The organism is Coprococcus sp. AM97-35 (genome assembly GCF_027697525.1).
GTDB classification, from domain to species: Bacteria; Bacillota; Clostridia; order Lachnospirales; family Lachnospiraceae; genus Allocoprococcus; species Allocoprococcus comes.
The window spans coordinates 88761-101575 of the sequence record NZ_JAQESL010000010.1 but is presented as its reverse complement, the minus strand read 5'-3'; the positions used below and the strand labels follow the sequence as shown (position 1 = coordinate 101575).

Genomic DNA, 12815 nt, shown 5'->3' with positions numbered 1-12815 from the left:
AAGACATATATGATTTTTAATAATTGGTATATGATATTTATTATAGGCATCTATATATGGCAAACATTCAATATCATAAATATTATCCGAAGCATTCTCATAAGATTTTCGACGAGCACATATGAATTCATATATTTTCTCATCAGTAACCTGTTCATTGACTGGTTGTGGCGTAACAGAAAAATAAAAGTCTCCCACTAACGAAGAATATTCCCATGAAAGCTGTTCTTCTCCGTATTGGCTAATTGATATTTCTGACACTTTATTTCTAACAAATTTAAACATTTCTTCAATTTTCAAATTTGGAATAAGCATAGCATCTTTTAAAACTTGTGTATATAATCCATTACTACATTGTCCATCAAATGCACTACAGTCAGCGCTTGTAGAATAAGCAATCATAGTACCTTTAGGTGGATTATTAAATGGCGCAAAGCCTGTTAAAAATCCCCTCCCCATAGCAAAAGGATTATCTCGACATGCATCCAATATACATATTAATGTTTTTCCCTTATATGAAGATGCACCTTCTAACAGCGAATTTAAACAATAACAAGAGACCATTGTCTTGCTTTTATCACTTAACTTTAAATCAATAGGAACGATAAAATTTTTACCGTCGATTTGCATACCATGCCCTGCATAAAAAAATACCCCTACAGCATATTCATCTAATGCCTGTAAAAAATCATTAACAGATTTTTGAATATCTATTAAATTTGCATCCATTATTTTTGTAACATCAAAATTTAATTTATTCAAAATACTAGCAATATCGTCAGCATCATTCTTAGGATTATTCAATTTCCCTACATTTGAATAATCAGAATTACCGATTACTAATGCAATTCTATCCATTATTCTCACCTCTGAAATTATCTTACGTTTTATTTCATAATTAAAAATTTTAAATTCATTTCTTAATATAAATTTTAATCTGTTATTTTGATCATACCACCTTCTTAGCCCATTTTATATAAACTCTTACAAACACTGAAAAGCTCCCGAAGGAGCTTTCCACGCTTTAAATATACACTAATTCTTTCAACACAATCTCTTCTGCAGCATTCCGGGCATTATTTACCGCTCTAACCCATTCCATCTGGTCACGAGCTTTCAATTCTTCCGTAATGCCCTGCTTCTCCATCATCTGACTCATCAGAATATCCATTCTCTCCTGTGCTTCATCGTCCACAGTATTCAGATGTTCTGTCAGTCTGTCTTCCAGCATATACAGTGAATACATTGCCGGACGATGCTCTTTCAGATATGTTTTCCGCATCATTCCATATTTCCCATAATGCGGTTCTTCATCTGTACTGACAAGATTCGAATAGTAAATTCCGTCTGCGCCAAGTGTGTAGGTTCCACCCATTTTTCCAAATGTGCTTTTCATGTGTTATTCCTCCTTGAAATCAGCGATGTCCTTAAATCATCGCAAAATATTTCAGGGCAGCCTTGATAGCATCTTCTTTCTCTTTCGGGCATTGTGGAACTCTTGCATTTTCTGATTTTGGAAGATTATGGTTTTCTCCCACTTCAATTCCACATTTGCGTTTTACCTGAGAAATATATAAACTTGAAACCTTCAAGCCAAATTCTTTCAGCACATAATCTTTGATTTCCTGATAGGTTGCTTTCAACTCGGCACTGGTGGCATCCAGCTCGTCCAGGTCTAAGTCGATCTCTATCGTGTCATCTGGTTTTTGTTGGGACAAAAGAACAACCGTCTCAACGTGCACACTCATCGGAAACATATCAGTCGCCTTCACCTTCCTGATCTCATACCCATTCTCCCGCAGATACTTCACATCCCGAGCCAAAGTTGCTGAATCGCAGCTCACATATACGATCCTCTCTGGCTCCATCTGAACCATCGTATCCAGTACGCTTCTCTCACATCCTTTTCTCGGTGGATCGATTACGATCACATCCGCTCTCGCATGCTCTCCCGGATGCTCTTTTGCATAATCCGCATAATACTCCGGCAGCACTTCTTCTGCCTTTCCTACAAAAAACTCCGCGTTTGTAATCTCATTGATCTTAGCATTATGCTTTGCATCTTCAATTGCCTGCGGCACGATTTCCACGCCGTAAACTTTCTGTGCTTTCTGCGCAAGGAAAAGGGAAATCGTCCCGATACCACAATACACATCCCAAACCGTCTCTTTTCCAGTAAGCCCGGCGTATTCCAGTGCGGTTCCGTAAAGTACCTCTGTCTGTACCGGATTCACCTGATAGAAAGACAGCGGTGAAATCTGGTATTTGACATTACCGATATAATCGGTGATATACGTCTGTCCCCAGAGCGGACAAACCTTTGATCCCATGATCACATTCGTCTTTTCTTTATTGATATTATAAGTAATACTTGTCATTCCCGGAATCTTTGTCAGCTTTTCCAACAATTTTTCACTGCTGGGAAGCTTATCCCCGTTAATGATCAGACAAACCATGATCTCTTTTGTTGTAAATCCATACCGGACCAGGACATGGCGCACCAGCCCTTTGTGCCGTTCCTCATCATATGCAGAAATCTTCTCTTCCCGCATGTAGTCCAGAATCTGATCCAGGATCACTTTATTCTCCGGTACTCCAAGTACGCAGTCCCTGTTCGGAACCGGGATGATCTGATGGGTTCTTCCGGCATAGAATCCGGCAATCAGATTCCCTTCTTTATCCACTCCGATCGGGAACTGTGCTTTATTCCGGTAACGGAACGGTTCCTCCATTCCTGCGATCGGCTCCATAATCTGATCCAGCAATTCTTCTTCCACACTGCCAAGACGGATCAGGTTATTTCTTACTTTTGTATTTTTAAACTCCAGCTGTTTCCGGTAATCCATCTCCTGAATCTGGCATCCGCCACAGCGTCTTGCCTCCGGACAGCGTGCAGATACACGAAATGCGGATTCTTTTACAATCCGCATTAATCTCGCATATCCGTAGTTCTTTTTTGCTTTCATTACTTTTACTTCAACGGTATCTCCAATGACTGCATCCTTGATAAACAGAGTATATCCATCAACCTTTCCGATTCCTTCACCACCGATTCCGATATCTGTAACTTCTACCGTCACTACGTCATTTTTCTTCATTTTTATACTCATCTTTCTTTCAGAACTTCTCTTAGATACTGGTCTTTCTTAAGTTAGATTCAAACAGACGGTTATAACCTAACCAGTCCTTTGTATCTTTTGCCTTAAAAATCTCTGTCAGTGTCTGCATCTTTGCATCAGCATTATCTGCACAATTAAGTGCCATTGCTTCAGCAAGCGCCGGTTTCTTCGGCGAACCGTATTCGAGTTCTCCGTGATGCGCTACGATACAGTGCTTTAATTCGCTGGCAAGCTTCTTTGGGAAATCCGGGATCTCACGAATTGCATCATCCAGCATTTCCACACCGATCACAATATGACCGAGTAGCTGCCCATCATCGGTATAATCATTATCCGGGAACAGGGAAAGTTCCTGTGTCTTTCCGATATCATGACACATTGCCGCTGTATACAGAAGATCCTTATTCAGGATCGGATATGCCCCTGCCATATATTCACAGAATTTCACTACGCTTAATGTGTGCTCCAGAAGTCCTCCGGCAAATCCATGATGTACACTCTTTGCTGCAGAATGTGCCTTGAAGCTCTTGATAAACTGTTCATCATTCACAAAATAATACCGGATCACCTGCTGCAGATACGGGTTTTTCACCTGCTTTCCATAACGCATCAGTTCTTCATACATTCCATCCACACTTTTCTCGCTGGTCGGCATATAATCCGCCGGATCGTATTCTCCCTCGTCTGCTACACGGAGCTGCTTGATGTTCATCTGAAGATTGCCGTTATAGCTGATGATCTCCCCGTAAACTTCAATAAAATCTTTTTCGCTGTAATCTGCAATTCCATTTGAATTCGGATCCCAGATTTTTCCATCTAAAGTTCCTGTCTTGTCCTGAAGGATCAGGTTGTCATATGGTTTTCCGTTCCTTGTCTCCGCACTTCTTTTCCCTTTGCAAAGATACGTATTTCTGATTGTCTCGCCTTCGTGTAATGTCTCAATATATCTCATGTCATTCCTCTTCCTGCTCTATATTTTAAATTTATGGTTGCTTTTTATCTGCAAATCTATTCTTTACTTCCAACTGTCACATCAAATGTTACATCGACATAACCATCTGCGCCACGCCTCTGCCCTTTGATCCTGATCTGTGTACCGGTTCCGGCTTCTGCGATCTGTTTATGAAATCCTGCTATACCGGTGATATCTGTCTTGTTAATCTCTGTGATCACATCACCATTCTGGATCCCCGCCTGCATCGCAGGCGAATCAGCCTCTACTTCCCTGACATAAATGCCTTTCGGGATTCCCTGTTCACCGGCAAGCTTCTCCGTCACTACAACTCCGTGAACGCCAATATACGGAACTCCCTGTCCATTTGCCAGAAGTTCGATCTCTTCCTTGATATCCGAAATCGCATAAGCACTTACAAGATTTCCGTCTCTCTGCAGTTCTGACTGGTCACAGATTCCAATCACTTCACCCGCCGTGTTAAACAGAATTCCGCTCCCTTTTTCACTTCCTGCAATATCTGTATCAAGCAGCCGGTACTGCCCGTCCGCCACTGTCCGGTAATTTCTGGTGGAACTGATGATCCCATATCCGACACCACCTGCATATCCAAACTGCTCACCAAGAACGATCACGCCGTCCCCACGGTTCACTGCATTAGAATTACCAAGCATCGCCGTCTGGATCTGGTTCCTCGTACTATCCGACAGATCTGATCTCTTGATCGCAATGATCGCAAGTCCAAGATTCCGGTCCTGCTTTTTCAAAGTTGCGTTATATGTAGTATTGTCTGAAAATGTGGCTTTCAGTGCTTCTGCATCTTTTACAATTCTTGCCGGTGCCGCAATCAAAAGATCTGCTCCATTATCCCAGAAAATAACTCCCGATACAGCCTGCTCCCCTGCATTCTCCCAGCCTTCATCCCGGTGCACGGCATAGATCTCAACCACACTTTTTCCTGCTGACAATGCCACCTGGTATAATGCATGGTTCATCTCCTGATAATCTTCGACAGTCAGATCCGGATACTGAATCTCTTCCTCCTGTGCTTCCTGATCCTTGGTATCCGTCTCATTCTCAATCGGAGTTTCCTCCTGATCTAGCGGAATCGTTACCTTCTCTCCGCCCAGATGTGTCATCGCCCATGGGCGAAGGGCATAAAACGCAAGGCCTGCTGCAAGTCCAAAAATCAGTCCTCTTCCTGCAAGCCTGCACAGATTTCCCATGATTCCTTTTTTACTTCGTTGTTCATCTTTTACTGTTTCCTGCAAAAACGAATATTTTTCTTCCTCACTATCGTGCGGTTCTTCGTTATGCTTATTCTCCCGATTATCAGACATTGTGCTTCTCCTTAGGCCTCCGGAGTGCTTTCAGCCACACCTGGTTTTAGTATACATGATTCCCCGCAAATGTTCAACGAAATTTCACCTTTCCACTTTCATTTAGACGGTAAATAAGTTAGAATAGAACCAGACAAAATATGAGGTATAAATGTATTATGAATCAAAAATCTTTAACAAAATTGGAATTTCCAAAAATTATAGAGATGCTGACCGATCACGCTTCTTCCCCTGGCGGAGCTTCATTCTGCCGACGGATCAAGCCGATGACCGACCTTAACAAAATCATCACTGCACAGGAACAGACTGCCGCAGCATTTACCCGCATTGTAAAGAAGGGAATTCCTTCTTTCAGCGGCTGCTATGCTGTCTCCGACTCTCTTAAGCGCCTGGAGATCGGAAGTGCCTTAAGCGCACCGGAACTCCTCCGGATCGGCAAGCTTCTTCAGACAACCGCCCGGATCAAATCCTACGGCCGTCATGAAAATGCAGACGATCAGGCAGATTGTCTGGATGTATATTTTGAACAGCTTGCGCCGCTTACACCACTTTCTGCCGAAATTGATCGCTGTATTCTTGGTGAAGATGAGATCAGCGATGATGCCAGCAGCAAATTAAAGCAGATCCGCCGCAGTATTAACGGCATGAATGACAAGATCCATTCTACCATGACCGGACTTTTGAACGGTTCCATGCGCACCTATCTCCAGGATGCCATTATTACCATGCGTGGCGATCGTTACTGTCTCCCGGTAAAAGCCGAGTACCGCAGCCAGGTAAATGGTCTGATCCATGACCAGTCAGCAACCGGCTCCACACTTTTCATTGAGCCGATGGCCGTTGTCAAACTGAACAATGATCTGAAAGAATTATATGCCCAGGAGCAGGAAGAAATCCAGGTGATCCTTGCCCGCCTCAGTGTGAATGCAGCTGAATATATTGAAGAAATCCGTCTGAACTACAAAGCACTTGTAGAACTGGATTTTATTTTTGCAAAAGGTGCACTGGCACTGGATATGAACGCCAGCCGCCCAGTCTTTAACACCGAAGGCCGGATCCGGATCCGTGAGGGAAGACACCCTCTTCTGGACCGTAAAAAAGTTGTTCCGATCAGTCTGACACTTGGAGATACCTTTGATCTTCTCGTCATAACCGGTCCGAACACAGGTGGTAAGACCGTTTCCCTCAAAACTGTGGGACTTTTTACCCTGATGGGCCAGGCAGGTCTGCACATTCCTGCACTTGACCGTTCAGAACTTGCTGTATTTAACCAGGTTTATGCTGATATTGGTGACGAACAGAGTATTGAACAGTCTTTAAGTACCTTCTCTTCTCACATGACAAATGTGGTTTCTTTCCTAAATCATGTGGATGAGAATTCATTAGTCCTTTTCGATGAACTTGGTGCGGGAACCGATCCGACTGAGGGTGCTGCACTCGCTATCGCCATTCTGTCACATCTGCATAACCGTGGAATCCGCACTATGGCAACGACACACTACAGCGAACTGAAGGTATTTGCTCTTTCTACTCCGGGAGTAGAAAATGCCTGCTGTGAATTTGACGTGGAGACATTGAGCCCGACTTACCATCTTCTGATCGGTATTCCTGGAAAAAGTAATGCTTTCGCGATTTCCGAAAAACTCGGCCTTCCGGATTATATCATCCAGGATGCCAAAACGCATCTGACCGAGGAGGATGAATCTTTTGAAGATCTCCTTACTGATCTGGAACAGAGCCGCAAGACCATCGAGAAAGAGCGGGATGAGATTGCTTCTTACCGCCGCGAGATGGAACGTCTCAAGTCCGAACTCAAGCACCAACAGGAAAAGCTGGATACACAGCGCGACCGGATCATTCGTGAGGCAAATGCCAGAGCGACCGACATTGTTCAGGAAGCCAAAGATTTTGCAGATGAGACGATGAAGAACTTCCGCAAATTCGGCAAAGCCAGTATTTCTGCTTCCGAGATGGAAAAAGAAAGAGAACGGATCCGTAAGCAGCTTTCCAAAACTGAAAATAAAAACCGTCTGGAAAAGAAAAAACCTTCCAAAGCTTACAAGGCAAGCGATTTCCATCTGGGCGATTCTGTAAAAGTACTGAGCATGAATCTGACCGGAACGGTAAATTCACTACCGGATGCCAAAGGCAACCTGTTTGTCCAGATGGGTATTCTCCGGTCACAGGTCAATATTTCCGATCTCGAACTGATCGAAGAACCGCTTACGGTTACTGCAAAACAAATGCGCAGAACCAGCAGTGGCAAGATGAAGATGGGCAAATCCATGCATGTCAGTCCGGAGATCAATCTTCTCGGCAAGACAGTCGATGAAGCAGTTGCCGAACTTGACAAATATCTGGATGATGCCTATATCGCACACTTAAGTCCGGTACGAATTGTACACGGGAAAGGAACCGGCGCACTCAGAAACGGAATCCATCAGTATCTGCGCCGCCAGAAACACATCAAATCCTTCCGGCTGGGAGCTTTCGGGGAGGGCGATGCCGGTGTAACTATCGTAGAATTCAAATAATCATTGGGGGAACTATCATGGTGACTAAACAGAAAATCTTAATTGTAGATGACGACGAGAATATTGCAGAATTGATTTCTCTCTACCTTACAAAGGAATGCTTCGATACGATGATCGTACACGACGGGGAAGAAGCTCTTACCGCATTTGAATCCTATCAGCCAAACCTGATGCTGCTCGACCTGATGCTTCCGGGCATCGATGGCTATCAGGTCTGTCGCGAGATCCGCAGTAAGCACAATACCCCAATCATTATGCTTTCCGCAAAAGGAGAAGTATTTGACAAGGTGCTCGGTCTGGAGCTTGGTGCTGATGATTACGTCTTAAAACCATTCGATTCCAAGGAGCTTGTCGCAAGAGTAAAAGCGGTACTCAGACGCTATCAGCCTGCCAAACCAGAAACTCCTGCCGCCAGCCGCGGAAAGGTTGTTGACTATCCGGGAATCGAGATCAATCTTACCAATTACGCAGTAACCGTTGATGGTAAGAATGTAGATATGCCGCCAAAAGAACTGGAACTTTTGTATTTCCTCGCCTCTTCACCAAACCAGGTATTCACACGCGAGCAGCTCCTTGACCAGATCTGGGGCTATGAGTATGTCGGCGACACCCGTACCGTTGATGTTCATATTAAGCGTCTGCGCGAGAAGATCAAGGATCATCCTTCCTGGGGACTTAGTACCGTCTGGGGAATCGGTTACAAATTTGAGGTGAAGTAATGAAAAGTACTCTTTACCTTAAATTTATCCTCTTATATATTATTCTCGGATTTTTAAGTATTTTTACAGTGGCATCCCTGTCATCCACACTGACAACCCACTATCTGGAAAGCAGCATTTCCGGCAATATGTATCAGTCGGCGAATCTGCTTGCATCCAATTATCTGCCGGACTATTTTTCCGAAACCATTACTCTGGCAGATGTTTATACACAGCTCAATGGTATGAGCGATTATCTGAATTCAGATATCTGGTTTGTTGATAATGAGGGATCTTTGCTTGCATCTGCCAAATCCGGCGATGTATCGTATGCCCCTTCCCGAATTGAAAATTTTGATCCTGCCGAATCCGGCGGCTCCACTTATCTGACCGGTGATTATCACGGGTACTTCAACTCAGAAATGATCACCGTGATTGCTCCGGTCACAGAGAATTTTTCAACTCACGGATATCTACTTGTACATAAGCCTTACTCGCAGATCACAGACGCACATTCTGTTCTGATGCGTAACACGTATATCGTGATTCTGATCATTTATGTGCTCTCATTCATTATTTTGCTGGGTGTACATTTTCTGATCTACCGCCCGCTCGTCAAGATTACGAATGCAGCAAAGCAGTATGCTTCCGGCAATCTGGATGTTGTCATCCCGGTTAATACGCAGGATGAGATAGGATATCTTTCCGCATCTCTCAACTACATGTCTTCCCAACTGAAAGATATGGAGGATTACCAGAAGAAATTTGTGGCAAATGTATCCCATGATTTCCGTTCTCCTCTGACTTCCATCAAGGGCTATGTTGAAGCCATGGCGGATGGCACGATTCCACCTGAAATGCAGGGCAAATACTTAAATATCATCTTATTTGAAACAGAACGTCTTACTGACCTTACACGCGATCTGCTGACATTGAATGAATTTGATACGAAGGATCTTCTTCTTAATAAAACAGATTTTGATATTCACGAAGTGATCCGTAACACAGCAGCTTCTTTCGAAGGTACCTGCACTGCCAAAAAAATTTCTATCGAACTTCTTCTGGCAACTCGTACCCTGTATGTACATGCTGACCGGCACAAAATCCAACAGGTTCTATACAATCTGCTGGACAACGCGATCAAATTCAGTAATCCGGAGTCTACGATCACGATTGAAACCACACCGCGCGGTGACAAAGTATATACTTCCGTCAAAGATTATGGAATTGGCATTCCGAAATCAAGTATCAACAAAATATGGGAACGTTTTTACAAAAGCGATCTCTCCCGCGGAAAAGACAAAAAAGGAACCGGACTTGGGCTTTCGATCGTAAAAGAAATTATTCAGGCACACAATGAAAATATCAATGTGATCAGTACCGAGGGAGTTGGAACAGAATTTATCTTCTCCCTTCCACTGACGAAAAAATAGCAAAAAGAAACGGTTGTAGCCGGCATAAATAATATGTCACTCACAACCGTTTTTATATAAAAATGTCTGAAACCCATTTTCCACAGATTTCAGACATTTCTTCTTACTAATAAAGCATCTTCTTAATCGAATCTTTATTCATATTATCTTTTGTAACCCAGGTATATCCGGTACTTACCATTGCTTCATTTCCCTGACCAAGCACTGCTCTTGCGCAGGCAACAACCGTTGCATAGCCGATTCCGTATGGGTTCTGAACGATCAGTCCATCAATCTTCCCATCTTCCAGAAGCTTCATCTGATCCTCCCCGCCGTCAAAGCTCACTACCTTGATTCGGTCTTCCCCCGTTATTTTGTCCATAGAGTCCAGAACATTCACCACAAGGTCTGCTACTGTTTCATTGGTTGCAAAAATTCCTTTTACATCCGGATACTTTTCAAGAAGATACTTGATTGCATCCTGCTGTGCCGTCTGGGTATCCCGGCTATCTGCGTTCTCTTCCTCTGCTTTTTGCACATTATCTGCAGTCTCCTGGGAATTCTTTTCAGATGAATCTGCATTGATCTCTTTCGAGATCGCATCCAGATCATCCAGATGCCAGATCTCTGCAACCGTTACATTCGGATCATTCTTTTCCACTTCCTGTACAAATCCCTGCTCTCTTTCTTCAGAAGAAGTAGACTTGGAGTCATGTGCGATTACAAGGATCTGACCACTCTCACCGATACTGTTGCACAGCTTACTTGCTGCTGTTGCAGCGGCAGTTGTATTATCTGTATCAATCATGGATACAATATTCTGATAATCGGTCCCGGAATCAAATGCTACGATCGGGATCCCATTCTCTGCAGCAAGATCAAACTGAACCTCACATGCCCCTGAATCAACTGCTGCGATCCCGACCGCAACCGGATACCGTGCAAGCTCCTCATCCAGAATATTTACCTGATCATCTACATCATTCTCTGTCTCCGGCGCAGAATAAACAAGCTTTACTTTATCATTCCCTTTATATCCCAGGTTTGTATTAATATCCGCTACCGCCTGCTTTGCACCTTCCTGAACAGCTTTCCAGTATGCGGAAGAACTTCCTCTTCCTATAATAGAAATCGAGCTTCCTTTCTCCAGATTCAGTCCCTGCACATTGCCATATGCAGATGGCTGTAAAACATCCAGGTTACTCTGATGCTCATTCTCTTCCCTTGTCTCATGGCTGAATGTCTGCTCTTTTCCTGTACCTGCATCATTCTTGCTTCCAGTTCCACATCCACCAGTCAAAAGTGCCACACAAAGTACAGCCGAAAGTATACTCCACCGTTTTTTCATAAATCCACTCCACTTTCTCTATCTTAAAATCAGTTTCATTATTGGTTATAAAATGATACAGTACCCACTATACACCAAATCGCCCTGGAAAGGTAGAAAAATTTCTTAAGATTTCATAAATTCTTTTTGTTTTCATTTGTAAGTTTTATATTACTAACCTTTTGGTTTTATATTTCTAACCAAAGAAATGCCCATTTCGCGCTATTAGTTTGACATTTCTAACTCGATTGTATCTATTTTTAAGCATAAATTCCTCTTGTATATTTTCAAGTTCTGTATTAGAATAAAGTTATGCGAAAGGCATATCGATTTTAACTTTTTCATAATAATAAGGAGGATACATATCATGGCACACGTAATTTCAGACGAATGTGTAAGCTGCGGAGCTTGCGAAAGCGAATGTCCAGTAGGAGCAATCTCTATGGGTGCAGATCATATGCAGATCGATGCTTCTGCATGTGTTGACTGTGGCGCTTGCGAATCAGCATGTCCTACAGGAGCAATCAGCGCTGAGTAATCAGAACACGTAGATTGAATAAGACAGTAAGAAAGAGACGGTTTTCATCTGAAGATCGTCTCTTTTTATGTATACGTCTGAATCAAATACAGATCCAGTAAGCATCATCCTATCTGACATTCTTCCCTCTGCAACATTTGTCGAACGATTTTTCTTTCCATCTCTTCTTCTTATGCTACAATAGACTTGTACTCAATCTATATCACATACTTATTTTAATAAGGGGGTTATCGTATGGGCGACGTTCATTACATGATCTCAGAAGCTGCCAAACACGTTGGCGTAGAATCACATGTTCTTCGCTACTGGGAGGAAGAGCTTGATCTTCCGATCGGACGCACTGAGATGGGACATCGGCACTATACGGAAGAAGATATACAGCTTTTTAGCTGTATCAAAGAACTCAAAGAACAGGGACTACTCCTGAAGGAGATCAAACAGCTCCTTCCGGACATGCTTCGCACAAAAGCACTTCTGAAGGCCAGAAAATCGGATGCACCAAAGGCTGCCGCTTCGATAAACGAAGTTGCTGACCCCCAGGATCCGGCTCTTTCTGTTTATACAGCAGACAACCTTTCTCTTTCTGTTTATCAGCCTCTGCTCGAAGAGTCTCTCCGAAAAATTCTTTTGGAAAACAACCAGATCCTGGAGGGATCTCTCGGCAAATCCGTATCTGAAAAAGTAACAAAGGAAATGGATTTTCTTTTACAGGCAAAAGAACGCCTGGAAGAAGACCGTTACCGGAAGCTTGATCATTTACTTCGTCAGCAGCAGGCGCTCCGGAAAGAAGCTTCAAAATCTGGCGCCGGACATTACCTGCGGAAATTATTTGGCGAAACCACATAAAAGTCAAAAGACAGCGAACAGTTTTGATTCTGTTCCCTGTCTTTTTCAT

The 12815-nt window shown here is 43.2% G+C and carries 11 protein-coding genes; 5 read left to right on the top strand and 6 right to left on the bottom strand.

Going from position 1 to position 12815, the window contains the following annotated elements:
* The 5 genes from PG840_RS09575 to PG840_RS09555 form a co-directional block, all read right to left on the bottom strand.
* Window positions 1-858 (bottom strand): caspase family protein (locus PG840_RS09575; protein WP_270613548.1); only part of this gene is annotated, 858 nt, incomplete at its 3' end.
* Between the two features lie 166 nt (window positions 859-1024).
* Window positions 1025-1396 (bottom strand): TnpV protein, encoded by a 372-nt coding sequence (locus PG840_RS09570; protein WP_270205661.1) that lies wholly within the window; start codon window positions 1394-1396, stop codon window positions 1025-1027.
* 31 nt (window positions 1397-1427) lie between these two features.
* Window positions 1428-3098, bottom strand: a complete 1671-nt coding sequence (gene rlmD, locus PG840_RS09565; protein WP_270205662.1) for a 23S rRNA (uracil(1939)-C(5))-methyltransferase RlmD — start codon at window positions 3096-3098, stop codon at window positions 1428-1430.
* Between the two features lie 31 nt (window positions 3099-3129).
* Window positions 3130-4071: a 3'-5' exoribonuclease YhaM family protein gene (locus tag PG840_RS09560; protein ID WP_008368874.1), complete on the bottom strand. Its 942-nt coding sequence runs from the start codon at window positions 4069-4071 to the stop codon at window positions 3130-3132.
* 56 nt (window positions 4072-4127) lie between these two features.
* Window positions 4128-5411 (bottom strand): S1C family serine protease, encoded by a 1284-nt coding sequence (locus tag PG840_RS09555; protein ID WP_270205663.1) that lies wholly within the window; start codon window positions 5409-5411, stop codon window positions 4128-4130.
* A gap of 158 nt (window positions 5412-5569) precedes the next feature.
* On the opposite strand from PG840_RS09555, the gene PG840_RS09550 reads away from it, so the two are divergent.
* The 3 genes from PG840_RS09550 to PG840_RS09540 are packed head-to-tail and all read left to right on the top strand — an operon-like array spanning window position 5570 to window position 10076.
* Entirely contained in the window at window positions 5570-7945 is a 2376-nt protein-coding gene (locus tag PG840_RS09550) for an endonuclease MutS2 (RefSeq protein ID WP_270205664.1), read from the top strand.
* 17 nt (window positions 7946-7962) lie between these two features.
* Window positions 7963-8664, top strand: a complete 702-nt coding sequence (locus PG840_RS09545; protein WP_008368880.1) for a response regulator transcription factor — start codon at window positions 7963-7965, stop codon at window positions 8662-8664.
* Complete coding sequence (locus PG840_RS09540; RefSeq protein WP_270205665.1) at window positions 8664-10076, top strand: sensor histidine kinase; 1413 nt, start codon at window positions 8664-8666, stop codon at window positions 10074-10076. Before PG840_RS09545 ends, PG840_RS09540 begins: the two co-directional genes overlap by 1 nt.
* Before the next feature lie 106 nt (window positions 10077-10182).
* On the opposite strand, the gene PG840_RS09535 is transcribed toward PG840_RS09540, so the two are convergent.
* Entirely contained in the window at window positions 10183-11403 is a 1221-nt protein-coding gene (locus PG840_RS09535; protein ID WP_270202944.1) for a substrate-binding domain-containing protein, read from the bottom strand.
* Window positions 11404-11749: 346 nt separating this feature from the next.
* Here PG840_RS09535 and PG840_RS09530 point away from each other — a divergent pair, with 346 nt between their 5' ends.
* Together PG840_RS09530 and PG840_RS09525 are read left to right on the top strand one after the other, a co-directional pair.
* The gene (locus PG840_RS09530; protein WP_008368888.1) at window positions 11750-11920 is read left to right on the top strand and encodes a DUF362 domain-containing protein; all 171 of its coding nucleotides are present in this window, start codon (window positions 11750-11752) and stop codon (window positions 11918-11920) included.
* Between the two features lie 234 nt (window positions 11921-12154).
* The gene (locus tag PG840_RS09525) at window positions 12155-12766 is read left to right on the top strand and encodes a helix-turn-helix domain-containing protein (RefSeq protein ID WP_117557964.1); all 612 of its coding nucleotides are present in this window, start codon (window positions 12155-12157) and stop codon (window positions 12764-12766) included.
* The last annotated feature ends 49 nt before the right edge of the window (window positions 12767-12815 follow it).

Excerpts from the sequence above, each read along its gene's own strand:
- PG840_RS09525 (WP_117557964.1), top strand. The coding sequence starts at position 12,155 with ATGGGCGACGTTCATTACATGATCTCAGAAGCTGCCAAACACGTTGGC.
- PG840_RS09535 (WP_270202944.1), bottom strand. The coding sequence starts at position 11,403 with ATGAAAAAACGGTGGAGTATACTTTCGGCTGTACTTTGTGTGGCACTT.
- PG840_RS09555 (WP_270205663.1), bottom strand. The coding sequence starts at position 5,411 with ATGTCTGATAATCGGGAGAATAAGCATAACGAAGAACCGCACGATAGT.
- PG840_RS09560 (WP_008368874.1), bottom strand. The coding sequence starts at position 4,071 with ATGAGATATATTGAGACATTACACGAAGGCGAGACAATCAGAAATACG.
- PG840_RS09545 (WP_008368880.1), top strand. The coding sequence starts at position 7,963 with ATGGTGACTAAACAGAAAATCTTAATTGTAGATGACGACGAGAATATT.
- PG840_RS09570 (WP_270205661.1), bottom strand. The coding sequence starts at position 1,396 with ATGAAAAGCACATTTGGAAAAATGGGTGGAACCTACACACTTGGCGCA.
- PG840_RS09550 (WP_270205664.1), top strand. The coding sequence starts at position 5,570 with ATGAATCAAAAATCTTTAACAAAATTGGAATTTCCAAAAATTATAGAG.
- PG840_RS09530 (WP_008368888.1), top strand. The coding sequence starts at position 11,750 with ATGGCACACGTAATTTCAGACGAATGTGTAAGCTGCGGAGCTTGCGAA.
- PG840_RS09540 (WP_270205665.1), top strand. The coding sequence starts at position 8,664 with ATGAAAAGTACTCTTTACCTTAAATTTATCCTCTTATATATTATTCTC.
- rlmD (WP_270205662.1), bottom strand. The coding sequence starts at position 3,098 with ATGAAGAAAAATGACGTAGTGACGGTAGAAGTTACAGATATCGGAATC.